Annotated in this window: 21 protein-coding genes and 2 tRNA genes; 15 read left to right on the forward strand and 8 right to left on the reverse strand. The window is 48.5% G+C overall.

Annotation, left to right across the window (positions count from 1 at the left end; all coding sequences use genetic code 11):
- On the forward strand, positions 1-186 hold a 186-nt coding region (locus tag CWB99_RS24430), incomplete at its 5' end, for a hypothetical protein (protein WP_138686215.1).
- Between the two features lie 136 nt (positions 187-322).
- Here the strand turns inward: CWB99_RS24430 and CWB99_RS18725 are convergent.
- From CWB99_RS18725 to cysG, 8 genes are all read right to left on the reverse strand, one after another.
- Positions 323-399, reverse strand: a tRNA-Ile gene (locus CWB99_RS18725).
- A gap of 459 nt (positions 400-858) precedes the next feature.
- Positions 859-1,224 (reverse strand): cupin domain-containing protein, encoded by a 366-nt coding sequence (locus CWB99_RS18730; protein ID WP_138553099.1) that lies wholly within the window; start codon positions 1,222-1,224, stop codon positions 859-861.
- Between the two features lie 63 nt (positions 1,225-1,287).
- Positions 1,288-2,055 (reverse strand): 3'(2'),5'-bisphosphate nucleotidase CysQ, encoded by a 768-nt coding sequence (cysQ, locus tag CWB99_RS18735; protein WP_138553100.1) that lies wholly within the window; start codon positions 2,053-2,055, stop codon positions 1,288-1,290.
- 15 nt (positions 2,056-2,070) lie between these two features.
- Complete coding sequence (gene cysC / locus CWB99_RS18740) at positions 2,071-2,670, reverse strand: adenylyl-sulfate kinase (RefSeq protein WP_138553101.1); 600 nt, start codon at positions 2,668-2,670, stop codon at positions 2,071-2,073.
- Between the two features lie 12 nt (positions 2,671-2,682).
- On the reverse strand, positions 2,683-4,407 hold the full coding sequence (locus tag CWB99_RS18745) for an SLC13 family permease (protein ID WP_138553108.1): 1,725 nt from the start codon (positions 4,405-4,407) through the stop codon (positions 2,683-2,685).
- Positions 4,408-4,439: 32 nt separating this feature from the next.
- On the reverse strand, positions 4,440-5,855 hold the full coding sequence (cysN, locus tag CWB99_RS18750) for a sulfate adenylyltransferase subunit CysN (RefSeq protein WP_138553102.1): 1,416 nt from the start codon (positions 5,853-5,855) through the stop codon (positions 4,440-4,442).
- The gene (gene cysD / locus CWB99_RS18755; protein WP_046003841.1) at positions 5,855-6,754 is read right to left on the reverse strand and encodes a sulfate adenylyltransferase subunit CysD; all 900 of its coding nucleotides are present in this window, start codon (positions 6,752-6,754) and stop codon (positions 5,855-5,857) included. Before cysD ends, cysN begins: the two co-directional genes overlap by 1 nt.
- Positions 6,755-6,797: 43 nt before the next feature.
- Positions 6,798-8,219, reverse strand: coding sequence for a siroheme synthase CysG (gene cysG / locus CWB99_RS18760; RefSeq protein ID WP_138553103.1), 1,422 nt, complete (start codon positions 8,217-8,219; stop codon positions 6,798-6,800).
- A 446-nt stretch (positions 8,220-8,665) separates the two neighbouring features.
- On the opposite strand from cysG, the gene deoC reads away from it, so the two are divergent.
- The 14 genes from deoC to fusA all read left to right on the forward strand — a co-directional run bounded on the left by deoC (position 8,666) and on the right by fusA (position 25,677).
- Positions 8,666-9,412: a deoxyribose-phosphate aldolase gene (deoC, locus tag CWB99_RS18765; protein ID WP_138553104.1), complete on the forward strand. Its 747-nt coding sequence runs from the start codon at positions 8,666-8,668 to the stop codon at positions 9,410-9,412.
- A 29-nt stretch (positions 9,413-9,441) separates the two neighbouring features.
- Complete coding sequence (locus CWB99_RS18770; RefSeq protein WP_138553109.1) at positions 9,442-9,942, forward strand: hypothetical protein; 501 nt, start codon at positions 9,442-9,444, stop codon at positions 9,940-9,942.
- Positions 9,943-10,070: 128 nt separating this feature from the next.
- Positions 10,071-10,147: transfer RNA gene (locus CWB99_RS18775), tRNA-Trp, on the forward strand.
- Positions 10,148-10,278: 131 nt separating this feature from the next.
- A complete protein-coding gene (gene secE / locus CWB99_RS18780) occupies positions 10,279-10,656 on the forward strand; it encodes a preprotein translocase subunit SecE (protein ID WP_138553105.1) in 378 nt (125 codons plus the stop codon).
- Positions 10,657-10,693: 37 nt separating this feature from the next.
- Positions 10,694-11,251, forward strand: coding sequence for a transcription termination/antitermination protein NusG (gene nusG / locus CWB99_RS18785; protein WP_010387321.1), 558 nt, complete (start codon positions 10,694-10,696; stop codon positions 11,249-11,251).
- A gap of 177 nt (positions 11,252-11,428) precedes the next feature.
- Entirely contained in the window at positions 11,429-11,857 is a 429-nt protein-coding gene (gene rplK, locus CWB99_RS18790) for a 50S ribosomal protein L11 (RefSeq protein WP_010387320.1), read from the forward strand.
- A 6-nt stretch (positions 11,858-11,863) separates the two neighbouring features.
- Complete coding sequence (gene rplA, locus CWB99_RS18795; protein ID WP_010387319.1) at positions 11,864-12,568, forward strand: 50S ribosomal protein L1; 705 nt, start codon at positions 11,864-11,866, stop codon at positions 12,566-12,568.
- 332 nt (positions 12,569-12,900) lie between these two features.
- A complete protein-coding gene (gene rplJ, locus CWB99_RS18800; protein WP_010387318.1) occupies positions 12,901-13,395 on the forward strand; it encodes a 50S ribosomal protein L10 in 495 nt (164 codons plus the stop codon).
- A 70-nt stretch (positions 13,396-13,465) separates the two neighbouring features.
- Entirely contained in the window at positions 13,466-13,828 is a 363-nt protein-coding gene (gene rplL / locus CWB99_RS18805; RefSeq protein ID WP_023400585.1) for a 50S ribosomal protein L7/L12, read from the forward strand.
- Between the two features lie 265 nt (positions 13,829-14,093).
- The gene (rpoB, locus tag CWB99_RS18810; RefSeq protein WP_138553106.1) at positions 14,094-18,119 is read left to right on the forward strand and encodes a DNA-directed RNA polymerase subunit beta; all 4,026 of its coding nucleotides are present in this window, start codon (positions 14,094-14,096) and stop codon (positions 18,117-18,119) included.
- A gap of 95 nt (positions 18,120-18,214) precedes the next feature.
- On the forward strand, positions 18,215-22,396 hold the full coding sequence (rpoC, locus tag CWB99_RS18815) for a DNA-directed RNA polymerase subunit beta' (RefSeq protein WP_138553107.1): 4,182 nt from the start codon (positions 18,215-18,217) through the stop codon (positions 22,394-22,396).
- A gap of 191 nt (positions 22,397-22,587) precedes the next feature.
- On the forward strand, positions 22,588-22,962 hold the full coding sequence (rpsL, locus tag CWB99_RS18820; RefSeq protein WP_010387308.1) for a 30S ribosomal protein S12: 375 nt from the start codon (positions 22,588-22,590) through the stop codon (positions 22,960-22,962).
- A 102-nt stretch (positions 22,963-23,064) separates the two neighbouring features.
- Positions 23,065-23,535, forward strand: coding sequence for a 30S ribosomal protein S7 (gene rpsG, locus CWB99_RS18825; protein ID WP_046003850.1), 471 nt, complete (start codon positions 23,065-23,067; stop codon positions 23,533-23,535).
- Between the two features lie 27 nt (positions 23,536-23,562).
- Positions 23,563-25,677, forward strand: coding sequence for an elongation factor G (gene fusA, locus CWB99_RS18830; protein WP_054016908.1), 2,115 nt, complete (start codon positions 23,563-23,565; stop codon positions 25,675-25,677).
- The last annotated feature ends 78 nt before the right edge of the window (positions 25,678-25,755 follow it).

The following is a 25,755-nucleotide window of genomic DNA, read 5'->3' on the forward strand; positions in this document are numbered from 1 at the left end:
AGTGCTTTATACCAATTTCACTTAATACCTGTTCAATTTGAAGGAGCAAATAGGACGCTAACGGCGTTAAAGATTTCTCATTTAGAACAACTAAATAGCAAAATTTTTGCCTTGTTATCGACCCTATTTTCTCGCCTCAAAATAGAACACTTAATTAAGCAAATTGGTATTAGAGTACTAGGCTAGAAGTGGGGTAGATTACTGCTAAAAGAAACCTGGGATTTGATATGCAATGATGATAGTTATACGCAGATCGCGCGATGTGGTACCTGATAGTTTGGCAGGGGCAATATTCGTAGAAGATTGAATAATATAAATAAAATGGTGGCCCCACCTGGACTTGAACCAGGGACCTACCGATTATGAGTCGGGTGCTCTAACCAACTGAGCTATAGGGCCATTTTCAAATTGTAGTGCTCGATAAATTCATCCATGAAGCAAGGTCCTGTCGGCGTCCTGCCTCCACCTCAACAAGCTGCGAAGCGTTGCTTCGGTCTTGTTTCGCCCAACTGAGCTATAGGGCCATTTTTAGATTGTTTGTGGTAGTCATAAGGATGTCCATGATGACTCTCACTTAGCTCGGTCATCGACGACCTAGCGTTCTTTAATTTCAAGCTGAATTTTTATTAGCTTTGAAAGCCTTAAGGCTTATGTTTATCACTTAAGCTATAGGGCGACTTTTTTGCTGTCTTTTTAGCACAGACCTAAAAAGCGCTGGCAGTATAAAAATTTTTAACAGGCTTGTCACTAGCTAAAGAGGAAAAAGTCACACATATCTGATTCAATTGCTTAATAAAAAGCCAAATTAGTATACTGAGCCTGTTTCCTTATTCGGTTCGCCCGCTTTACATGTGTGAGTTAGATCCAGACATCGTTGTCGGCGGTAAGTGAACTGTCTGCATCTCCAGTGTTAATTACCCCTTTGGGTTCGATAATAAGTACCTGGCACTCTTGCTCGGCATAGGGTTTGTGTTCTGCACCTTTGGGCACAACCAGCATATCGCCTTCGCGAAGATGTGCTGTGCGGTCCCGAAAGGCAATGTGCATCTCGCCTGATAGCACAATGAACACTTCGTCGGTGTCGGGGTGATCATGCCAGACAAACTCTCCCTGCAGTTTTACCAGTTTGAACTGATAGTCATTCATTTCAGCAATGACTTTTGGACTCCAGTATTCAGAAAACAGCGCCAGTTTTTCGGCAAAATTAATAGGGGCGTGTGACATAACATCTCCTTATGGTGACGGACATAAGAGAGGAGCCTTACCCGACTGGATAAGGCTCAGTGATCAGTTGAGTCGTGAAACCACAAAGTAAGGATTCAGATAAGACTCTTTTTGGTTGTACAGCAGCGGGCTGCCGTCCAGCTGAGTGACAGTTGCACCGGCGATTTTCGCCACAGCATGTCCGGCACCGGTGTCCCATTCACTGGTGGGACCCAGTCGCGGATACACATCGGCAGCACTTTCCGCCACCAGGCAGAGCTTCAGCGAACTGCCTTTTGGCACCATGTTCACGTCATCAAATTGTGTCAGATAGTCAGCCAGGTCCGGTGATGGATGTGAGCGTGATCCCACTACCTGGATGGTGCCCTGATTGTCTTTGCGGGTGACTTTCAGCTCAATTCGAGCCTCGCCACATTCTTTGAAAGCGCCAATGCTGTTGGCGGCGAAGTAACTGACGTTCAGTGCGGGCGCATGGACTACCCCCATCACGGGCTCACCGTTTTCAATCAAGGCAATGTTGACCGTGAACTCTCCGTTTTTCTTAATAAACTCTTTGGTGCCGTCGATGGGGTCAACCAGCCAGTAGCGCTGCCAGGTTTGGCGCTCCTGCCAGCTGATCTCGGCGCTTTCCTCACTGAGGATAGGTAAATCCGGGGTAAGCACTTTCAGACCGGCCGTGATCACCTCATTGGCGGCTAAGTCGGCGTCGGTGACCGGGCTTTTATCGTCTTTATATTCAACGTTAAAGTCTTTGGCATAAATGGTGAGGATCTTGTCTCCGGCGCGTCGGGCCAGATTGACTATCTCCTCCAATAAGTCGGTGTCGTTCATGGTTTTTCCTTGGTACTACAGATGAATTATCTCGCGCTGTTGTAGATACGCTACCAGCTGTTGCACCGATTGGTCCAGACTATTTTCCCCGGTATTAATACGGATCTCCGGGTTTTGAGGTGGTTCATAGTCTGAGTCTATGCCGGTAAAGTGCTTGATCTCACCGGCACGGGCTTTTTTATATAACCCTTTTGGATCGCGTTGTTCACACACCTCCAGCGGTGTATCCAGGTAAACCTCAATAAACTCGGCGTCTTCAACCAGGTCGCGAACCATGTCGCGTTCAGCCTGGAAGGGCGAAATAAAGGCGGTCAGTACAATAAGACCGGCATCGACCATGAGTTTGCTCAGTTCACCCACGCGACGAATGTTCTCGACTCTATCTTCGTCGCTGAATCCGAGGTCTTTACACAGACCGTGACGCACGTTGTCGCCATCGAGCAGGTAAGTGTGCGCGCCGAGCTGTTGCAGGGCACTTTCCAGTGCATTGGCCACGGTGCTTTTACCTGAGCCGGAATAGCCGGTAAACCACAAAATAACCGGACGGTGGCCTTTTTGTTCGCTGCGATGTGTTTTATTCACGGCATAGTTATGCCAGACAATATTCGTATCCATAATTCCTATCCACTAAAACGGGAAAACCAAGGGGATCAGCGTCAGCACAGTGATCGAGTAAATAATTGAAAGTGGCAGGCCCACGGTCACATAGTCTTTGATCCGGTAATTGCCTGCACTGTATACCATCAGATTAGTCTGATAGCCAAAAGGGGAAATAAAACTGGCCGATGCGCCAAAAGCGACTGCCATCACAAATGGCAGCGGACTGACACCAAAGCCAATCGCCAGTGCGTAGGCCACGGGGAATGACAATGCGGCAGCAGCATTGTTGGTGATCAATTCAGTGAACACCACCGTCATCACAAAGATAGCAATAAAGGCACCATATGGACCGAAGTCGCCCAACACATAAAACAGTGCATCAGAAATTTGTCCGGCTAAGCCGGTGTCTATCATCAGTTTGGCCAGGCCAATGGCACTGCCCACAATGGCGAGCAGCTCAATGGGAAAACGACGTTTCATTTCACTGACTTTGACGGAGCCAAACAGCACCAGTCCAAGTAATAAAACCATCAGGCCTTTGACTAAAGGCACAACATCGAAGATACCCAGGCCCAGTACGGCAACGAATGCTGCCATCACTTTATTAGACTGTGGCTGCGTTAAATGGGTTTGCAGGTCCAAGCCAGAGATATAAACAAATTCGCGTTTAAGGTCGGGTAGCTGGTAAAAATCTCCGCCAGGGGCGAGGATCAAAGAATCCCCGGCTTGCAGTTTGACCTGTCCCAGGCCACCAGGCAGACGGTCATGACCACGGCGAATGGCAATCACCGCGGCATGAAACTGTTCGCGAAAGCGGATCTCTTTGAGTGTTTTGCCCAAAAACTTGGACGACTGACTGATCACGACTTCGACCAAATGCTCAGCGTCTTTTTCGTGTTTATCATGCACTACCTGTAACCCGTCGAAACGACGTAATAAAGGCACAGACTTGATATCGCCGACAAACAACAGCACATCACCCTGCTGGATTTCCTGTTGCGGGGTCACGGCACAAATGCGGCGCTCGCCGCGAATGATTTCTGCCAGGAATAAATCGCGCAGGTCGCGCAGGCCATTTTCTTCAACCGTACGGCCAATCAGTTTAGAGCCCGCAGTGACTTTCCCTTCCAGATAGAAAGGCACTACTTCCTCTTCTTTACGTCCATGGTCCGGCAAAAACTTCAGTAGCAGAATGATGGTGATCAGGCCCACACTCAGTGCGCCAATGCCAACCAGGGTAAAATCAAAAAAGCCCAGCGGTGCCATACCAGCCTCAATCGCAAAGCCATTGACGATCAGGTTGGTTGAGGTGCCAATTAAGGTCAGTGTACCGCCCAGAATCGCCGTGTACGACAGCGGCAGTAATAACTTGGAAGGCGAGTGGGTTTTACTTTCTTTAATGGTACTGATCAAAGACGCCACCACCGCGGTATTGTTGGTAAAAGACGACAAAAAGGCGGTAGACAAGCCCAGCTTCATGACTGAGCGCGCCAGCGAGCCGTTGGCCAGCGAGCGAGCCAGATATTGCACCAGGGTGGTTTTTTCAATGGCAATGGAGACCAGGATCAGTAAAACCAGGGTGATCAACGACGGGTTCGCGTAATTGACCAGCATGGTTTCAAGGTCGATCAATCCGGCCAGATAGGCGCTGCTGATAGCGCCGACAAATAACCAGGCCGGATTAAGCCGCGTGCCAAAAAGACACGCGACCAGCACGAGCATGATGCCTGTTAAGATGATCTGCTCTAGCAGCATAGATAACTCCCGTTAACAGGCAAAGGCCGTTACTTCAGCTTGCTTAAATCAAGCGCTTGCCAGTGCGGGAAGTGCTTGCGAACCAGGGCATTGAGCTCCAGCTCAAACTCGCTGAACTGCTGCTTTTCACTGACTTGCTCATCCAAAATGGCATCAATCATACCGGCACCTACGGTCAGGTTACTCAGACGGTCGATCAGGATGAAAGCACCGGTTTCGTGGTTATCACGATATACGTCGGCCGCAATGGTTTCTGTCAGTTCCAGCGTAACAATGGCAATCTCGTTTAGTTGCAGGCTGTCGGCTTCGCCGTGCTCCAGCGTATTGACGTCAATGGTGTGGTCAATCTGCTTCACGATGGCAGCCGTACTCTTCGCACCCAACTTGAAGTTATACGTTTTGCCCAGCACCAGAGGGGCTTCGTGCATCCACACCAGCTTGGCCTGGATCAAGTTGGTTGCCTTCGTTGATGAGTCTGCCGGGACAATCACATCACCACGGCTGACATCCACTTCGTCATTCAAGGTGATGGTCAGCGCCTGGCCGGTCTCAGCTTGCTCTAGGTTACCGTCGAATGTGACCAGCTCTTTGATGGTGCTGGTTTTACCCGATGGTAACACCTTAACCGCCTGACCCACACTCAAGGCTCCAGACGTCAGAGTGCCCTGAAAACCACGAAAATCCAGATTCGGTCGTACGACGTACTGCACCGGGAAGCGGGCTTCGAATGCACTGTTTGGCTCCGCAGCCGGAGAATCTTCCAGCAGCGCCATTAGTGGCTGATCGGTGTAATAAGGGGTGTGCTCAGAGCGAGTAACGACGTTGTCACCTTTCAGAGCTGAGATGGGCACGAACTTAATGTCATTGACGTCCAGCTGCTCTGCAAACTTGAGGTAATCGGCTTTGATTTTCTCGAACACGGCTTCATCAAAGTCAACGATGTCCATTTTGTTGATGGCTACAACGAATTGCTTGATCCCCAGCGAGTCACAGATAAAGCTGTGTCGCTTGGTCTGGATCTGCACACCATAGCGGGCATCTACCAGAATAATCGCCAGGTCGCTGGTTGAAGCGCCGGTAACCATGTTACGAGTATACTGCTCGTGTCCTGGAGTGTCCGCGATGATGAACTTACGCTTGGCCGTTGAAAAATAGCGGTATGCCACGTCAATGGTGATACCTTGTTCACGCTCTGCCTGCAAACCGTCAACCAGCAAGGCAAGATCCAGCTCTTCACCGGCATTACCCACTTTTTCGTTATCTTTATGTAACGCTGCCAGTTGATCTTCATAGATCTGGTGGCTGTCGTGCAGCAAGCGGCCGATCAGGGTGGATTTACCATCGTCTACACTGCCGCAGGTCATCATGCGTAACAGGCTTTTATCCTGCTGGCGTGATAAATAGGTTTCAATCCCCAGTTCTTTTACTTCATTTGCGGTAGACATTAGAAATACCCCTCACGTTTTTTCTTCTCCATTGACCCGGATGAGTCATGGTCGATGACCCGGCCTTCACGCTCGGAAGAGGTCGATAACAACATTTCTTCGATGATCCCGGTCAGGGTGTTTGCTTCTGACTCAACTGCACCGGTCAGCGGGTAGCAGCCCAGCGTGCGGAAGCGCACTGACTTCATTTCAGGCACTTCCCCTTCCGCCAGTGGCATCCGTTCGTCGTCAACCATGATTAACGTACCATCGCGCTCAACGACCGGGCGCTTTTCTGCCAGGTAAAGCGGTACTATCTCAATGTTTTCCTGATAGATGTATTGCCAAATATCCAGCTCAGTCCAGTTCGACAGCGGGAATACACGAATACTTTCGCCCGGGTTGACCTGACCGTTGTAGGTATTCCACAGCTCAGGGCGCTGATTTTTCGGATCCCAGCGATGGTGTTTATCTCGGAATGAATACACACGCTCTTTGGCACGCGATTTCTCTTCATCACGGCGGGCACCACCGAATGCGGCGTCAAAGCCGTACTTGTTTAATGCCTGCTTAAGACCCTGGGTTTTCATGATGTCGGTGTGCTTGGCTGAGCCGTGGGTGAATGGACCTACGCCCATTGCTAACCCTTCTGGGTTTTTATGCACAATCAGGTCAAAGTTGTACTCTTTGGCCAGACGATCACGAAACTCAATCATCTCGCGGAATTTCCAGTCCGTGTCTACATGCAGCAGAGGGAAAGGGATCTTTGCCGGGAAAAACGCTTTACGTGCTAAGTGAAGGAGTACCGATGAGTCTTTACCGATGGAGTAAAGCATCACTGGGTTTTCAAACTCAGCAGCGACTTCGCGAATAATCTTTATACTTTCAGCCTCAAGTTGCTGAAGGTGAGTTAAAGCCATTGTCGTCGTCCTACTTAATACTAAAAATAAAGTGGTTCATGTGTCAGGCGATCTTAGCGAGCGGCTGAGCGTAACTTGCAATTTGTTCTGTTTTACCAAACCAGGCCAGCTCCTGGTGCAAAGCGGCTACTTCGCCAATGATCAGCAGTGCTGGAGACTGGATATTGTTGGCTTCGATTTGCGCTGCCAGCTGACCAAGTTCAGTGGTAACAACACGCTGTGATTTGCGGGTACCATTTTCAACGATGGCCACTGGCGTGTGTTCACTGCGGCCATGGGCCAGTAGTTGGGCCTGTATATGCGGAGATTTAATAACCCCCATATAAATGGCCAAAGTCTGGTTGGGCTTGGCCAGCGACTGCCAGTCCAGTTCTTGTCCTTCTTTTTTACAATGTCCCGTCACAAACTGAATAGCCTGAGCGTGGTCACGGTGTGTAAGCGGTATACCTGCATAGGCACTGCACCCCGCAGCAGCGGTAATACCAGGCACTATTTGATAGCGGATGTTGGCCGCAGCGAGTACCTGTACTTCTTCGCCACCTCGGCCATATATAAACGGATCCCCGCCTTTGATACGGCATACCTTTTTACCTTGCTGGGCCAGCTCAACCAACATCTGATTGGTGTCTTCTTGTTTGACACTGTGGTGTCCGGCACGTTTACCGACACAGATAAGGTCGGCATCGCGCCTGACCAGCTCCATGATCTCGTCCGACACCAGGTAGTCGTAAACCACCACATCGGCCTGCTGCATCAGTTGCAGTGCTTTTAGGGTTAACAGCTCTGGATCGCCCGGGCCTGCGCCGACCACATACACTTCACCCTGTGGCTCTGCGGTGTCGTTCAGCATGTCGTGGAGTTGCTGTTGTGCGCCCTGAGTATCTCCGCTTTGTACTTTGCTGACGACATGTGAGTCGAACACTCGCTCCCAAAACTGACGGCGATCAGCAAAATGCTTAAAACGACCTTTGACCTTGTCTCTGAATCCGCCAACCAGTTCAGCCAGTGGACCGATATGTTGTGGGATCAGGGTTTCGAGCTTTTCTCTTAAACGGCGTGCCAATACAGGCGCTGTGCCGGCACTGGAAATCGCAATGGTAATGGGATTGCGGTCAACGATAGACGGGAAAATAAAGCTACACTTTGGCTGGTCATCAACCACATTGACGAAAATATTGCGTGCATCCGCTGCATCACGCACCTGCGCGTTGACGTCATCGTTGTCGGTGGCAGCAATAACCAGCGCCATGCCGTCAACGGCCTCGGCGCTAAAGTAGGCTGTCTTCAGATGCAGTTCGCCTTCTTCGGCTAATTGTTTGAGCTCGTCACAGAATTCAGGGGCCAGGACGGTTACGTCGGCGCGGGCTTTGAGCAGCGCGCGGATCTTTCTCAGTGCAACTTCACCGCCGCCGACGACCAGCACGGGTTTGTTGTCCAACTTGGTAAAGATAGGTAAGTACTGCACGCTGTTGCCCCTTAAACATCGTAAAACTTGATATAAGCCAACTCTGGCTTTTTCTAGAGTGGCAGAATATCCCGCGTACTGGCAGGAAAAAAATAACTTAAACCCAGTTTTTATAACTAAAAGTTATATAAAACCCGAGCAATGGGCTTACCTCATATATATCAAGAGGTTTAGCGTGATTACATGTGCCTGATAACAGTTATAGCTATTGGTTATGAGTTATAATTTCGACAATTTATCCCAAAGCGTATTTGCTGGCACTGAAAAGTGACATAACTTTAGCGCCTGGCGGCTGGCTGAATAAGCGAACGCAGCCAAGCGGACTTGTTCGATAATGATACGGACAAATGTCCTGTGGTCGAATGGGGCAAGCAGCTAACGTTGAGGTCCGACTCATATGATGCAGCCATGTCCGAGGGACAGGGGGCAGTAAAAAGGAAACGAATATGAAAATGCAAGCCGTCGCACGCGAGGTGCTTGGATTAATGGATCTGACGTCGTTAAACGAACAGGATAACGAAGCCAGTATCATTGCGTTGTTAGACAGTATGAGACCAGAATTGGGATTGCCCGCTGCTGTGTGTGTGTATCCGCAATTTGTGGCGTTATGTAAAAGTGAGCTGGCACGCCGAGGCTGGTCGCAGGTGAAGGTCGCTACTGTCACGAATTTTCCCAGCGGTAAGCAGTCACTGCAACAGGTGCTGGCACAAACGAAAGAGGCGTTGCAAGCTGGGGCCGATGAAATTGATCTGGTCATGCCTTATCAACAGCTTCAGGCTGGCGACCCGGATACGCCCTGGCAGTATGTACGCTCAAGCAAGCAACTTTGTGGCGCACAGGCAAAACTTAAAGTGATTATTGAATCTGGGGTGCTGGAAAATGCACAGGAAATCGCTCAGGCCAGTGATGTTGCGATTCTGGCTGGGGCTGACTTTATTAAAACCAGTACCGGTAAAGTGCCTGTGAATGCAACGTTAGAAGCAACAAAAATCATGCTTGAGCGCATCCGTGTTTCGGGCAAGGCTGTTGGCTTTAAAGCCGCCGGCGGTGTCAAAAGTGTTGAGCAAGCAAGTGGTTACTTACAATTAGCCGACCAAATAATGGGTGATGACTGGGTGCGAGCAGAGCACTTCCGGTTTGGTGCATCGAGTTTGCTACAAGATGTTCATCGGCTGCTGGACGACTCAGACTAACGGAGAGTAAGGTGAAGCGTGACCAGGCAGTGATACGTGATAGTGAGCGAGAAAAGCAACAGCTGGAACATGGTGCAGCCAAGTTGTTTATGCGTAGCTATGAGCGGCTCACGCACATGCCAATGCGTCACATCTGGCATAATCAACCAGCGAAACCCGATGTGAGCTGTTATCTGGGTGACTCACAACTCGATATCGAAGTGGCGCATCTTTATGCCAGCGAAACGGAAGCGATGGCCGTACTCGGTCGCCCGTTGTCACTGACCATGCAACGAGAATTGGCTGTGATGGCGCAGGCTCCGAGTGCACAGCGGCTGAACACGGGCCTGGGTCGCTTACTCAAACAAAAAGCGGGGAAACATTATCACTCTCAGCGCGTCTGGCTGTTGATCCGAAATGCCAGCCCAATGTGGCACCGGGCCGACTTTGAAAGAGAATTACCACATTTATCTGTGCCCCAGACACATCCTTTCGAACAAATATGGCTGCTGTGTGATTTCTTCTATGGTGATCCACTGCGCTTGTATTAGTTGGGAAATTTTTGGTTTGTATTGCTGGGTGGAAGCAGAACCAGGCTGAAATTGGCACAAATAGCGCTTTGCGCATCTTTTACTCTTGTTTTCAGTTTGTTCGTCAGTATAATGGGCATCCACTTTGCAGGGGCGTAGTTCCAATTGGTAGAACAGCGGTCTCCAAAACCGATGGTTGCGGGTTCGAGTCCTGCCGCCCCTGCCACTCTTAATAATCAGTCCAAATCTAAAATAATGGGTTTTACCATCACCGCTTATTTGTAAATTTGGATTGAAATGGATTAACCCTGCTCCTATGTAGGGTTGTTGTGTCTGTATTTAAGGTAAAAATAAATTATGAGCACTAATGTTGAAAACCCATCTAGCTCGATGGACACGGTAAAGTGGTTGTTGGCAGTCGTTTTATTGGCTGGCGCAGTTGTTGGTAACTACATGTACGCTGATATCTCAGTGCTAACACGCGCGATTGGTGTGGTAGTTGCGATTGGTGCAGCATTGGGTATTGCTGCGACAACAGAAAAAGGGCGCGCCTTTATCGCTTTCGCCAAAGAGTCTAGAATTGAGGTTCGCAAGGTAGTTTGGCCAACGCGTCAGGAAACAACACACACGACCTTTATCGTAATGGCTGCAACAGTAGTAATGGCACTGATCCTGTGGGGATTGGATGGCATTCTGTTTCGTGCAGTTGGCTATTTAACCGGTTTGGCCTTGTAACAGGTTAGCGTTTTAACTGGATTGGAGATCTGATCCCATGTCGGATGAGAACAAAGAAAAGAAATTACGTTGGTACGTAATTCAGGCGTTTTCAGGTTTTGAAAAGCGCGTCGCTCAAACTATTCTTGAGCACATTAAAATCGAAGGTCTGGAAGACTACTTCGGTGAAGTACTAGTCCCAACTGAAGAAGTTGTGGAAATGCGTGCCGGACAAAAGCGTAAGTCTGAACGTAAATTCTTCCCAGGCTATGTACTGGTTGAGATGGTAATGGATGATGCGTCCTGGCACCTGGTTAACAGTACACCACGCGTGATGGGCTTTGTGGGTGGCACGTCAGATCGCCCTGCACCAATCAGCAAAAAAGAAGCTGACCGTATCCTTAACCGTCTGCAGGAAAATGCAGAAGCACCTAAGCCGGCAACCTTGTTTGAGCCTGGCGAAGTGGTACGTGTTATCGATGGTCCGTTTGCTGACTTTAATGGCGTTGTGGAAGAGGTCGATTATGAGAAGAGTCGTCTGAAAGTATCAGTACTGATCTTCGGTCGTTCTACGCCGGTTGACCTGGAATTTGGACAGGTTGAACAAGATAAGTAATTTTGTTGTTTAATACAGCAAAAGTTATTGCCAAAGGCCGCTGGTTAATCTATAATCAGCGGCCTTTTTGTATGTCATTACGATGACGCACAAAAAGACAGATTTTTTAATTGGGAAGCCGTCTGAGTACGCGTCCTCGCGCGCACAAGGCTAAGACCCACATAACGAGGTATTATCATGGCTAAAAAAGTTGAAGCTTTAATCAAGCTACAAGTTGCTGCTGGTATGGCTAACCCTAGTCCTCCAGTAGGTCCTGCACTAGGTCAACACGGTGTAAACATCATGGAATTCTGTAAGGCGTTCAACGCACGTACAGAGTCTATCGAGAAAGGTGCACCGGTTCCTGTAATCATTTCTGTTTACAACGACCGTTCTTTCACTTTCGACATGAAAACTCCGCCTGCTTCTTACCTTCTTAAGAAAGCAGCTGGTATCAAGTCTGGTTCTGGCCGTCCTAACACTGAGAAAGTGGGTACTGTTACTCGCGCTCAGCTTGAAGAGATCGTTGAGACTAAACGTCCGGATCTTACTGCTGCTGATATGGACGCAGCTGTACGCACGATCGCAGGTTCTGCACGTGCAATGGGCTTGAACGTAGAGGGGTAATTGAGAATGGCTAAATTAACTAAGCGTATGCGTACTATCCGCGAAAAAGTGGATGTTACTAAAGAATACGAAATCAACGAAGCTGTTGCTCTTCTTAAAGAACTGGCTACTGCTAAGTTCGTTGAAAGCGTAGACGTTGCTGTAAACCTGGGTATCGATGCTCGTAAATCTGACCAAAACGTACGTGGTGCAACTGTACTACCTCACGGTACTGGTCGTGAAGTACGCGTAGCCGTATTCACTCAAGGTGCAAACGCTGACGCAGCAAAAGAAGCTGGTGCTGATCTGGTAGGCATGGAAGACCTTGCTGAACAGGTTAAGAAAGGCGAAATGAACTTCGACGTAGTTGTTGCTTCTCCGGATGCAATGCGCGTAGTTGGTCAACTAGGTCAAATCCTAGGTCCACGTGGCCTTATGCCTAACCCTAAGACTGGTACTGTAACGCCTAACGTTGCAGAAGCAGTTAAAAACGCTAAAGCGGGTCAGGTTCGCTACCGTAACGACAAAAACGGCATCATCCACACCACTATCGGTAAGGTTGATTTCGACGCGAACCAGCTTCAGGAAAACCTGGAAGCACTTATCGTTGCGCTTAAGAAGGCTAAGCCTTCACAAGCTAAAGGTACTTACGTGAAGAAAGTAAGCATCTCAACGACTATGGGCGCGGGTGTTGCTGTAGACCAAGCTACTCTAAACACGCAAGTGGCTTAATTTAGAGATAAGCGTTTACATGGCGTAAAAATTAGACTATAATTTTGCGCCATTTCGTTGAGAGTGTAGCTCTCTACGAAGCAAAGAATTCGGGTTGAAGCGCATAATTTCGGCACTTTGCAGACTTTATAGTCTACAATGATCCGATAAATTGCGTTTCCGTCCAAGACCGTAGGTGTAACTTAGTTACTTAATTCCCTACGTAGACGGTGTGAATCCCAGCTAGATTTTCCTAATCTTCTGGTTCTCGCCGTAAAAAGCAGCTCACAGTCGCAAGACGATGAGTAAAGTAGAACTGGGACACGTTCCCATCATAACCAGGAGTAACACCCATGGCTTTAAATCTTCAAGACAAAAAAGCAATTGTTGCTGAAGTCAACGAAGCTGCCAAAGGTGCTCTGTCTGCAGTTGTTGCAGATTCTCGTGGTGTAACAGTAGATGCGATCACTGCACTTCGTAAAGAAGCTCGTGAAGCAGGCGTATGGATGAAAGTTGTCCGTAACACCCTAGCTAAGCGCGCTGTAGAAGGTACTGACTATGAGTGCCTTAACGAATCGCTAGTGGGCCCAAGCCTAATCGCTTTCTCTTCAGAGCATCCAGGTGCTGCAGCTCGTATCTTCGCTGATTTCGCGAAGAAGAACGAGTTGTTCGAACTGAAAGCGGCTGCATTTGAAGGCAATGTTGTTGACGTAGACATGCTAGCTAAGCTGCCTACTTACGACGAAGCTGTTGCACGCCTAATGAGCGCTATGAAAGAAGCGTCAGCTGGTAAATTGTGTAAAACAATTGAAGCTGTACGTGTTCAGAAAGCTGAAGCAGCTGCTTAATAGCACGCTTCTTACTTTCACAAATAAATTTTTAGAACCCCATGGTTCGTGATTAATTAGGAAACTTAAAATGTCTGTAACTAAAGACCAAATCCTTGACGCGATTGCTGAAATGTCAGTAATGGAAGTTGTTGAACTAGTTGAAGCAATGGAAGAAAAATTCGGCGTAACTGCAGCTGCTGCTGTTGTTGCTGCTGGTCCTGCTGAAGCTGCTGAAGAAAAGACTGAGTTCGACGTAATCCTAGCTGGCGCTGGCGGTAACAAAGTTGCTGCTATCAAAGCTGTACGTGGTGCAACTGGTCTTGGCCTTAAAGAAGCAAAAGCTCTTGTTGAGTCTGCTCCTGCGCCAATCAAAGAAGCTGTTTCTAAAGAAGAAGCTGAAGCACTTAAGAAAGATCTTGAAGAAGCTGGTGCTGAAGTTGAGATCAAGTAATCTGGCATTTGCTAGGTTCGCTGCCTGAGCAATCAGGCAAGGGCTGGTGATTATTTAATCACCGGCCCTTTTGCGCTATAGAGCGACGCTTTCCTGTTGCGCAATAAATTCCTATGTTTTTTCTTATTTTTCAATCTGTTAGTAGTATTTTGAAAGTGAGTGACTCATAGGACGACAATTAGATGTTGTTATCATGGCTTAGATGCCAATGAAGTCTGTTCTCCATGAACAGGTTGGGTCAAAGATCAGCAAGCTGAGGAACCCCATGGCTTACTCTTATTCTGAAAAGAAACGTATCCGTAAGGATTTTGGTAAACGTCCACAAGTTTTGGACATACCTTTCCTTTTGCAAACGCAGTTGGAATCGTTCAAAAAGTTCATTACACCGGACGCTGATGGTGATACCGGACTGGAAGCGGCATTCCGTTCTGTGTTCCCGATCAAAAGCTACTCGGGCAATTCTGAGCTTCAATACGTTAGCTATCGTATTGGAGAGCCAGTATTCGATGTAAAAGAATGTCAAATTCGCGGTGTGACTTTTTCTGCTCCACTTCGCGTAAAACTTCGTCTTGTGCTAATGGACAAAGATGCACCAGGCACAGTCAAAGACATTAAAGAGCAAGAAGTTTACATGGGCGAAATCCCGCTCATGACTGACACAGGTACTTTTGTTATCAATGGTACTGAACGTGTTATCGTTTCTCAGCTACACCGTTCACCTGGTGTATTCTTTGATAACGACCGTGGTAAATCACACTCGTCGGGTAAAGTACTATATAACGCACGCGTGATCCCTTACCGTGGTTCGTGGTTAGACTTTGAATTCGATGTAAAAGATAATCTGTTTGTACGTATCGACCGTCGTCGTAAACTGCCTGCGTCAATCATTCTACGTGCGCTTGAGTTCTCAACTGAAGAAATTCTTGGCATGTTCTTCGAAACCACAGCGTTCGAAGTGACAAACGGCAAAGTGATGATGGAATTGGTACCATCTCGACTACGTGGTGAAACCGCTGCTTTTGATATCAAAGATGCAGACGGTGAAGTCCTGGTTGAGCAGGGTCGTCGTATCACAGCCCGTCATATAAAAACAATCGAGAAAAAGGGCATTGACCAGCTAGAAGTACCGCATGAGTACATCATTGGTCGTGTGGTTGCGAGAAACTACATCGATGAATCAACGGGTGAGATCATTGCAGAAGCAAATGCTGAGCTGTCTCTGGAGTTGATGGCCGAGCTTGTGAAAGCGGGTCATACTAAAATTGATACCCTGTACATCAACGATGTAGACAGCGGTGCTTACATGTCGGAAACTGTGCGCATTGATAGCACATCAAACCGTCTTGAAGCACTGGTAGAAATCTACCGTATGATGCGCCCGGGTGAGCCACCAACAAAAGAAGCAGCAGAAGCCTTGTTTGACAACCTGTTCTTCTCTGACGAGCGTTATGACTTGTCAACAGTTGGTCGTATGAAGTTCAACAGCCGTGTTGGTTATGACACTGACACAGGCCCTGGCACGCTGAGCAAAGAAGACATTGTTAGCGTGATGAAGGTGTTGATCGACATCCGTAACGGTAAAGGCGATGTGGACGATATCGACCACTTAGGTAACCGTCGTATCCGTTCTGTAGGTGAAATGGCAGAAAACCAGTTCCGCGTAGGTTTGGTACGTGTAGAGCGTGCTGTACGTGAGCGTCTGAGCTTAGGTGATCTGGATAACGTGATGCCTCAGGACCTGATCAACGCTAAGCCTATCTCTGCTGCCGTTAAAGAATTCTTTGGTTCTTCACAGCTGTCTCAGTTTATGGACCAGAACAACCCGCTGTCAGAAGTAACGCACAAGCGTCGTATTTCTGCACTTGGTCCGGGTGGTCTGACTCGTGAACGTGCTGGCTTCGAGGTTCGAGACGTACACGTTACTCACTACGGTCGCGTTTGTCCTATCGAAACGCCTGAAGGTCCAAACATCGGTCTGATCAACTCATTGTCTACATACGCACGTACTAACGATTATGGTTTCCTTGAAACACCATATCGTAAAGTCGTTGACGGTGTAGTAACAGATGACGTTGATTACCTGTCTGCAATTGAAGAAGGTCAGTTCGTAATCGCACAGGCGAACACTAACCTGACTGAAGAAAACCAGTTTGCAGAAGAGCTGATCCCATGTCGTTATAAAGGTGAATCAACCTTTATGCCAAGCGACAGCATCCAGTATATGGATGTATCTCCACAGCAGGTTATCTCTGTGGCAGCGGCACTTATCCCGTTCCTTGAACACGATGATGCGAACCGTGCATTGATGGGATCGAACATGCAACGTCAGGCTGTACCAACACTGCGCGCAGATAAGCCGCTGGTAGGTACAGGTATCGAGCGTACGCTGGCAAAAGACTCTGGTGTAACCATTGTTGCTAAGCGTGGCGGTGTGGTGAAGTATGCAGATGCAAGCCGTATCGTTGTTAACGTGAACGAAGAAGAGCGCGTACCTGGTGAAGCAGGTATCGACATCTATAACCTGACTAAATACACCCGTTCTAACCAGAACACCTGTATCAACCAAAAACCAACTTGTATGGTTGGTGAGCCGGTTGTACGTGGTGACGTTCTGGCGGATGGTCCTTCGACTGACCTGGGCGACCTGGCTCTTGGTCAAAACCTGCGCGTGGCATTCATGCCGTGGAATGGTTACAACTTCGAGGATTCAATCCTACTGTCAGAGCGCGTTGTTCAGGAAGATCGTCTAACTACGATCCACATCCAGGAACTACAGTGTATTGCGCGTGATACTAAGCTTGGTCCGGAAGAGATCACCGCTGATATCCCGAACGTGGGTGAGTCTGCGCTAGGCAAGCTGGACGAATCAGGTGTTGTATACATCGGTGCTGAAGTGAAAGGCGGCGATATCCTGGTTGGTAAAGTAACGCCGAAAGGTGAGACTCAGTTAACGCCTGAAGAGAAGTTACTGCGTGCTATCTTCGGTGAAAAAGCGTCTGACGTGAAAGACAGCTCACTACGTGTACCTAACTCTGTATCTGGTACGGTTATCGACGTTCAGGTCTTTACCCGTGATGGCGTAGAGAAAGATAAGCGTGCGCTGGAAGTTGAAGACATGCAGCTTCGCGAAGCGAAGAAAGACTTCAACGAAGAATTCCGTATTTTGGAAGGCGGTATCCTGACTCGTGCGCGTGACCTGCTGGTACGTGCTGGTCTGAGCGAAGACAAGATCGCGGATCTAAATGCTGATAAGTTACTGACGCAAAGCCTGGCTGACGAAGAGCAGCAAGCTGAACTAGAGCAACTGGCTGCGCAGTACGACGAGCTGAAAGCTGAATACGATAAGAAATTCGAGAATAAACGTCGCAAGATCACCCAAGGTGATGACCTGGCGCCGGGCGTACTGAAGATCGTTAAGGTTTATCTGGCTGTTAAACGTCGTATCCAACCGGGTGATAAGATGGCGGGTCGTCACGGTAACAAGGGTGTTATCTCTACTATCGTGCCTGTTGAAGACATGCCTTACGACGAAAAAGGTCGTACGGTAGACATCGTTCTGAACCCGCTAGGTGTACCATCGCGGATGAACATCGGTCAGATCCTGGAAACTCACATGGGTCTTGCTGCACGCGGTATCGGTGAGCGCATCGAAGACATGATGAAAGAGCAACGTGAATTACACGAAATGCGCGATTTCATCAAGAAAGCTTACGAAATCGGTGATTGCCGTCAGAAAGTCGATATTGAAAACTTCTCTGATGATGAGATCCGTCGTTTGGCGCACAACCTCAAAGGCGGTCTGCCAATCGCAACACCTGCGTTTGACGGTGCACGCGAAGCTGAAATCAAAGACATGCTAGAGCTGGGTGGTTACCCACGAAGTGGTCAGGTAACGCTATATGATGGTCGTACTGGTGATGCATTTGAGCGTCAGGTAACGGTTGGCTACATGTACATGCTGAAACTGAACCACCTTGTTGATGACAAGATGCACGCACGTTCTACTGGTTCTTACAGCCTGGTTACTCAGCAGCCGCTGGGTGGTAAGGCACAGTTCGGTGGTCAGCGTTTCGGTGAGATGGAGGTATGGGCACTTGAAGCATACGGTGCTGCCTACACGCTACAGGAAATGTTGACAGTTAAGTCGGATGACGTAAACGGTCGTACTAAGATGTATAAGAACATCGTAGACGGCAACCATAAGATGGAGCCGGGCATGCCGGAATCATTCAACGTATTGTTGAAAGAGATCCGCTCGCTGGGTATCAACATCGAATTGGAAGAAAGTTGATCCGCCGGGCCGCCTAAGCGGCCCAGACCGGACTGAAAAGAATGAAGGGGCAAGCCTGGCTTGCCCTCAAGATTAACTCCGACAGGAGAGCTAAGGTGAAAGACTTACTTAAGTTTCTGAAGCAACAAAATAAGACCGAAGAATTCGATGCAATTCGCATTGGTCTTGCTTCGCCGGACATGGTGCGTTCATGGTCCTACGGTGAGGTAAAGAAACCTGAGACAATTAACTACCGTACTTTCAAGCCTGAGCGTGACGGCTTATTCTGTGCCCGTATCTTCGGCCCAGTAAAAGATTATGAGTGTTTGTGTGGTAAGTACAAGCGCTTGAAGCACCGTGGTGTGATCTGTGAAAAGTGTGGCGTTGAAGTTACACTGACTAAAGTACGCCGTGACCGCATGGGTCACATTGAGCTGGCCAGCCCAGTTGCACACATTTGGTTCCTAAAATCATTGCCGTCTCGTATCGGCCTGATGCTGGACATGACGCTTCGTGATATCGAGCGTGTACTTTACTTCGAATCATTCGTAGTAACTGAACCTGGCATGACAACGCTTGAACGTGGTCAGCTATTAGGTGAAGAAGAGTACCTGGATGCACTGGAAGAGCACGGTGACGAGTTCGAAGCTAAGATGGGTGCCGAAGCGGTACTTGATCTGCTACGTGACCTGGATCTGGGTCAGCTGATCGCTGAAATGCGTGAAGAGCTGCCTACTATCAACTCTGAGACCAAGCGTAAGAAGATTACTAAGCGTCTTAAGTTGATGGAAGCGTTCCACCAGTCAGGTAACAACCCTGAATGGATGGTAATGAGCGTACTACCTGTACTGCCACCTGATCTACGTCCGCTGGTACCACTTGATGGTGGTCGTTTTGCGACGTCTGATCTGAACGACTTATATCGTCGTGTTATCAACCGTAACAACCGTCTTAAGCGTCTACTTGACCTGGCGGCGCCAGACATCATCGTACGCAACGAAAAGCGTATGTTGCAAGAAGCGGTAGATGCACTACTCGATAACGGTCGTCGTGGCCGTGCGATCACAGGTTCTAACAAGCGTCCTCTGAAGTCGCTTGCAGACATGATCAAAGGTAAGCAAGGTCGTTTCCGTCAAAACCTACTAGGTAAGCGTGTAGACTACTCAGGCCGTTCTGTAATCACAGTAGGTCCAACACTGAAATTACACCAGTGTGGTCTGCCTAAGAAGATGGCACTTGAGCTATTCAAGCCATTTATCTACGGCAAACTAGAGCGTCGCGGCATGGCGACTACCATCAAAGCTGCGAAGAAGATGGTTGAGCGCGAAGTACCAGAGGTTTGGGACGTACTAGACGAAGTTATCCGTGAGCACCCGGTTCTGCTGAACCGTGCACCGACACTTCACAGACTAGGTATCCAGGCGTTTGAACCGGTTCTGATCGAAGGTAAAGCAATCCACCTGCACCCACTAGTGTGTGCGGCGTATAACGCTGACTTCGATGGTGACCAAATGGCGGTACACGTACCGTTGACACTGGAAGCACAGCTTGAAGCACGTGCCCTGATGATGTCGACCAACAACATCCTGTCTCCTGCGAACGGTGAGCCAATCATCGTACCTTCACAGGACGTTGTATTGGGTCTGTACTATATGACTCGCGACCGCATCAACGCAAAAGGTGAAGGCATTGCTTTCAAAGATGCGAAAGAAGCTGAAAAAGCTTACCGTACTGGCGCTGCTGAACTACATGCACGCGTGAAAGTACGTATCGCAGAAGTCCACATTGATGGCGAAACAGGTGAGCGTAAAGACGTAACTGAAGTGGTTGAAACCACAGTTGGTCGTGCCATCCTGTCTTTGATCATGCCAACTGGCCTGCCGTTTGAGTTGATCAACCGCACGCTGGGCAAAAAGCAGATATCTGGTTTGTTAAACGAGTGTTATCGTCGTCTGGGTCTGAAAGATACCGTTATCTTTGCTGACCAGGTGATGTACACCGGTTTCCACTACGCGATGAAGTCGGGTGTTTCTATCGGTATCAACGATATGGAAATTCCACCTACGAAAGTTGGTATCATCGAAGCGGCAGAAGCCGAAGTTACAGAAATCAACCAGCAATTCCAGTCTGGTCTTGTAACTGCGGGTGAGAAATACAACAAAGTTATCGATATCTGGTCACGTGTTAATGAAAACTTGTCACGTGAGATGATGGCGAACTTGTCGAAAGACACGGTTGTGAATGCAAAAGGTGAGGAAGAAGAGCAAGACTCTTTCAACTCAGTATTCATGATGGCCGACTCGGGCGCACGTGGTAGTGCCGCTCAGATCCGTCAGCTAGCCGGTATGCGTGGTCTGATGGCACGTCCGGATGGTTCAATCATCGAAACACCTATCACCGCGAACTTCCGTGAAGGTCTGAACGTACTACAGTACTTCATCTCGACGCACGGTGCGCGTAAAGGTCTAGCCGATACGGCACTTAAGACAGCGAACTCGGGTTATCTGACTCGTCGTCTGGTAGACGTGGCACAAGACTTGGTCATCAACGAAACTGATTGTGGTACTCTTGAAGGTACTGTGATGAAGCCGCTGATTGAAGGTGGTGACGTTGTAGAGCCACTACGCGAGCGTGTATTGGGTCGTGTTGTAGCAGAAGACGTGGTTATCCCTGGCACTGAAGAAGTGCTGGTTGAGCGTAACGTAATGCTTGATGAAAAACTGTGTGACCTGTTAGAAGAGCACTCAGTGGACGAAGTAAAAGTACGCTCGGTTATCACCTGTGAAAACGACTTTGGTGTATGTGCTAAGTGTTACGGTCGTGACCTTGCGCGTGGCCATATCATCAATGCTGGTGAGTCTGTGGGTGTTATCGCGGCACAATCAATCGGTGAGCCGGGTACCCAGCTGACGATGCGTACCTTCCACATCGGTGGTGCGGCATCTCGAGCGTCTGCAGAGAACAGCGTTCAGGTGAAGAACAACGGTAGCATGAAGCTGCACAATGCGAAGTTCGTAATCAATACCGACGGTAAGATAGTGATCACCTCACGTTCAACCGAAATTACGGTTATTGACGAGCAGGGCCGTGAGAAAGAGCGCTATAAAGTGCCTTACGGTGCCGTATTGTCAGTGAATGACGGTGCTGAAGTAAAAGGTAACGACATTGTCGCGACCTGGGATCCGCACAGTCACCCAATCATCATCGAGCACGAGTCTAAAGTATCGTTCAGCGACATCGACGATTCTAACACAGAAGCACAGACAGACGAACTGACTGGTCTGACGCGTGTGGTTGTTAAAGATCTTGCTAAGGTGAATGCGAAAGAGCCTAAGCTTATCATTGAAAATGAAGAGCGTGGCCTGCAAGAAATTCGCCTGCCTTCGTTCACTACCATCGAAATCACAGATGGTGCTACGGCTCAGCCGGGTGACGTACTGGCACGTATTCCTCAGGAAGGTTCGAAGACACGTGATATCACGGGTGGTCTACCTCGAGTTGCTGACTTGTTCGAAGCGCGTAAGCCAAAAGATCCAGCAATCCTGGCAGAAATCACAGGTACCGTTAGCTTTGGTAAAGAAACCAAAGGTAAGAAGCGCCTGGTGATCACGCCGGAAGAGGGTGATGCATACGAAGAAATGATCCCGAAATGGCGTCAGCTGAACGTGTTCGAGGGTGAGCAGGTATCCAAAGGTGAAGTTATCGCCGATGGCCCTGAGTCTCCGCACGACATCTTACGTCTGCGTGGTGTGACTGACGTGTCTAACTACATCGTAAACGAAGTACAAGAAGTATATCGTCTACAGGGTGTAAAGATTAACGATAAGCACATCGAAACCATCATTCGCCAGATGCTACGTAAATGTATCATCATCGATGGTGGTGACAGTGAGTTCCTGGCGGGCGAGCAAGCCGAAGTGGCACGCGTTAACATCGCAAACCGCGAGCTAGAGAAACAAGGTAAGATCCCAGCTAAGTTCGAAATTCAGCTGATGGGTATTACTAAAGCCTCACTGGCAACAGAATCTTTCATCTCTGCAGCCTCGTTCCAGGAAACAACTCGTGTCCTGACTGAAGCCGCAGTAAATGGTAAGAGTGATGAGCTACGTGGTCTGAAAGAAAACGTTATCGTGGGTCGTCTGATCCCAGCGGGTACCGGTTTCTCTTACCACCTAGATCGCATCAACCGTCGTAAGCAAAATGAAGCTGCAGTTGAAGAGCAGACAGTAAGTGCTGAAGAAGCATCTCAGGCACTGACTGACGCACTAAACGCAGACTTGCTTGGCGGCCAAGACTAAAATTGACGAAAAACACGTCAATTACAATAAAAAGGCAGCTTTAACGCTGCCTTTTTAGTTGTTTTGGTTGACAGGTTAAACTTTGCTCATTAAAATTCCGCCACCCATTTATTCGTTCGAATAACCGAACGCTTAAAATGGCGAAATTTGATTTTTTCAGTAGTAATTTTTATTAATTCAGGAGCTATTTAATGGCAACTATTAACCAGCTAGTACGTAAGCCACGTCGCAGCAAGGTTACTAAGAGCAACTCAGCTGCTCTTAAAGCTTGTCCTCAAAAGCGTGGTGTATGTACTCGTGTATATACAACTACACCTAAGAAGCCAAACTCTGCACTACGTAAAGTAGCGCGTGTTCGTCTAACGAACGGCTTCGAAGTAACATCTTACATTGGTGGTGAAGGCCACAACTTGCAAGAGCACAGTGTTATCCTAATCCGTGGTGGTCGTGTTAAAGACTTACCAGGTGTGCGTTTCCACACAGTACGTGGCGCGCTTGACTGTGCTGGCGTAAATGACCGTAAACAAGGTCGTTCTAAGTACGGTGCAAAACGTCCTAAGGGCTAATGGTTCTCCGTTAGTAAGGCCAAGCACTTAAGTTTTAATTTATATATTTTGTTTTGGGAATTCGTCGTAGTAAGACGAACCTGAAGATACCGGAGAGAGAAAATGCCTAGAAGACGCGTAATAGGTCAACGTAAAATTCTTCCAGATCCGAAGTTCGGATCAGAGCTTCTTGCTAAATTCGTTAACGTAGTAATGCTAGACGGCAAGAAGTCTACTGCTGAAAAAATCGTATATGGTGCGCTAGACGTGGCTGCTGAAAAATCAGGCAAGTCGCACCTAGAAATCTTTGAGTCTGCACTTGATAACGTACGTCCACAGGTTGAGGTTAAATCTCGCCGTGTTGGTGGTTCTACGTACCAGGTACCAGTTGAAGTACGTCCAGTTCGTCGCAACGCACTAGGTATGCGTTGGTTGGTTGAAGCTGCACGTAAGCGTGGCGAGAAATCAATGGGCCTTCGTCTGGCTCAAGAGATGCTTGACGCTGCTGACAACAAAGGCACTGCGGTTAAGAAACGTGAAGACGTTCACCGTATGGCTGAAGCGAACAAAGCATTCGCTCACTACCGTTGGTAATCTGCCCGAGACCTTTAAGAGGATAATATGGCACGTACAACTCCTATTGAGCGCTACCGTAATATCGGGATCTGTGCTCACGTAGATGCGGGGAAAACCACCACTACGGAACGTGTACTTTATTACACGGGCCTGTCTCACAAAATTGGTGAGGTACATGACGGTGCCGCAACTATGGACTGGATGGAGCAGGAGCAGGAGCGTGGTATTACCATTACTTCTGCTGCGACCACGTGTTTCTGGAAAGGGATGGATGCTCAGTTTGATGAGCATCGTATAAACATCATCGATACTCCCGGACACGTAGACTTCACCATCGAAGTAGAACGTTCATTACGTGTACTAGATGGGGCTGTAGTCGTATTATGTGCTTCATCAGGTGTACAACCACAAACGGAAACCGTTTGGCGTCAGGCGAACAAGTACGAAGTACCTCGCATGATTTTCGTCAATAAAATGGACCGTACCGGCGCAGATTTCCTCGCCGTTGTGGATCAGGTGAAAAAGCGTCTTGGCGCTACGCCTGTGCCAATTCAGCTACCAATTGGTGCTGAAGATGAATTTAAAGGTGTTATTGATCTCATCAAGATGAAAGCCATCAACTGGAATGCTGAAGACCAGGGGATGACTTTCAACTACGAAGAGATCCCGGCAGAACTTCAGGAGCTGGCAGAGGAGTGGCGCGCAGAGCTACTCGAATCTGCCGCAGAAGCTTCTGAAGAGCTAATGGACAAATATCTTGAAGAAGGTGAACTGAACGAGGCCGAAATTAAGGCCGCGATCCGTCAGCGTACATTGAACAATGAAATTGTGCCAATGACCTGTGGTAGTGCGTTCAAAAACAAAGGCGTTCAGGCTGTGCTTGATGCCGTTGTTGAATACATGCCATCTCCAACTGAGGTTAAAGAGATCCAGGGTATCCTGGAAGATGAAAGCGAAGCAACGCGTCCTGCGGACGACAGCGCACCGTTTTCTGCTCTGGCGTTTAAGATCGCCACCGATCCCTTTGTTGGTACGCTTACCTTCTTCCGAGTTTATTCCGGCACAGTAGGTCAGGGTGACTCGGTTTATAACCCAGTTAAAGGCAAAAAAGAGCGCTTTGGACGTATCGTTCAGATGCACTCTAACTCGCGTGAAGAGATCAAAGAAGTTCGCGCCGGGGACATTGCTGCTGCAATTGGTCTCAAAGACGTTACCACAGGTGACACGCTTTGTGCCCATGATGCTGTTATCACGTTAGAGCGTATGGAATTCCCAGAGCCTGTGATTTCAGTGGCAGTAGAGCCTAAGACCGTTGCTGACCAAGAAAAAATGGGTATCGCGCTGGGTAAACTGGCGGCTGAAGACCCGTCTTTCAGAGTTGAAACCGACGAAGAATCAGGCCAAACCATTATTTCAGGTATGGGTGAACTCCACCTGGATATCATCGTAGATCGCATGAAACGTGAATTCAGTGTTGAATGTAACGTAGGTAAGCCACAAGTTGCTTATCGTGAAACGATCCGCGGTTCGGTTGAAGCCGAAGGTAAATTCGTACGTCAGTCAGGCGGACGCGGCCAGTATGGTCACGTTTGGTTGAAGCTCGAGCCTATGGATGTTGCTGATGAAGACGCGCCAATTTACGAATTCGTAAACGAAATCGTAGGTGGTACGGTTCCTAAGGAATACATTCCTGCGGTTGACAAAGGCATCCAGGAGCAGATGAAGCAAGGTGTTCTTGCGGGTTATCCTATGCTGGGTGTGAAAGCTACCTTGTTTGACGGCTCGTTCCACGATGTCGACTCAAATGAGATGGCGTTTAAGATTGCCGGCGCAATGGGCTTCAAGAAAGGCGCGCTAGATGCGCAGCCTGTGATTCTTGAGCCTGTTATGAAGGTAGAAGTCACCACCCCTGAAGCAAACATGGGTGATGTCGTTGGCGACCTCAACCGTCGTCGAGGCATAATCGAAGGTATGGAAGACTCATTTGGGGGTCTGAAGCAAGTTAATGCTCAGGTGCCGCTGTCTGAAATGTTTGGTTATGCAACCGATCTTCGTTCTGCAACACAAGGTCGAGCTTCGTACTCAATGGAATTTTCCAAGTACGCAGAAGCGGCGAAAAACGTTGCTGACGCAATTATTGCAGCTCGCGCTGTTAAGTAATTTTAGTTCGGTCCGGTCTTAGGGCTGGACTTTAATTTCTTTATAGGAATTTTGAAAATGGCAAAAGAAAAGTTTGAA

Source organism: Pseudoalteromonas rubra, assembly GCF_005887095.1.
Lineage (GTDB): Bacteria > Pseudomonadota > Gammaproteobacteria > Enterobacterales > Alteromonadaceae > Pseudoalteromonas > Pseudoalteromonas rubra_E.

What these genes read in the sequence shown, in the direction of transcription:
- CWB99_RS18730 (WP_138553099.1), bottom strand. Translation starts at nt 1,224, where the DNA reads ATGTCACACGCCCCTATTAATTTTGCCGAAAAACTGGCGCTGTTTTCT.
- cysQ (WP_138553100.1), bottom strand. Translation starts at nt 2,055, where the DNA reads ATGAACGACACCGACTTATTGGAGGAGATAGTCAATCTGGCCCGACGC.
- cysC (WP_138553101.1), bottom strand. Translation starts at nt 2,670, where the DNA reads ATGGATACGAATATTGTCTGGCATAACTATGCCGTGAATAAAACACAT.
- cysN (WP_138553102.1), bottom strand. Translation starts at nt 5,855, where the DNA reads ATGTCTACCGCAAATGAAGTAAAAGAACTGGGGATTGAAACCTATTTA.
- cysD (WP_046003841.1), bottom strand. Translation starts at nt 6,754, where the DNA reads ATGGCTTTAACTCACCTTCAGCAACTTGAGGCTGAAAGTATAAAGATT.
- deoC (WP_138553104.1), top strand. Translation starts at nt 8,666, where the DNA reads ATGAAAATGCAAGCCGTCGCACGCGAGGTGCTTGGATTAATGGATCTG.
- secE (WP_138553105.1), top strand. Translation starts at nt 10,279, where the DNA reads ATGAGCACTAATGTTGAAAACCCATCTAGCTCGATGGACACGGTAAAG.
- nusG (WP_010387321.1), top strand. Translation starts at nt 10,694, where the DNA reads ATGTCGGATGAGAACAAAGAAAAGAAATTACGTTGGTACGTAATTCAG.
- rplK (WP_010387320.1), top strand. Translation starts at nt 11,429, where the DNA reads ATGGCTAAAAAAGTTGAAGCTTTAATCAAGCTACAAGTTGCTGCTGGT.
- rplA (WP_010387319.1), top strand. Translation starts at nt 11,864, where the DNA reads ATGGCTAAATTAACTAAGCGTATGCGTACTATCCGCGAAAAAGTGGAT.
- rplJ (WP_010387318.1), top strand. Translation starts at nt 12,901, where the DNA reads ATGGCTTTAAATCTTCAAGACAAAAAAGCAATTGTTGCTGAAGTCAAC.
- rplL (WP_023400585.1), top strand. Translation starts at nt 13,466, where the DNA reads ATGTCTGTAACTAAAGACCAAATCCTTGACGCGATTGCTGAAATGTCA.
- rpoB (WP_138553106.1), top strand. Translation starts at nt 14,094, where the DNA reads ATGGCTTACTCTTATTCTGAAAAGAAACGTATCCGTAAGGATTTTGGT.
- rpsL (WP_010387308.1), top strand. Translation starts at nt 22,588, where the DNA reads ATGGCAACTATTAACCAGCTAGTACGTAAGCCACGTCGCAGCAAGGTT.
- rpsG (WP_046003850.1), top strand. Translation starts at nt 23,065, where the DNA reads ATGCCTAGAAGACGCGTAATAGGTCAACGTAAAATTCTTCCAGATCCG.
- fusA (WP_054016908.1), top strand. Translation starts at nt 23,563, where the DNA reads ATGGCACGTACAACTCCTATTGAGCGCTACCGTAATATCGGGATCTGT.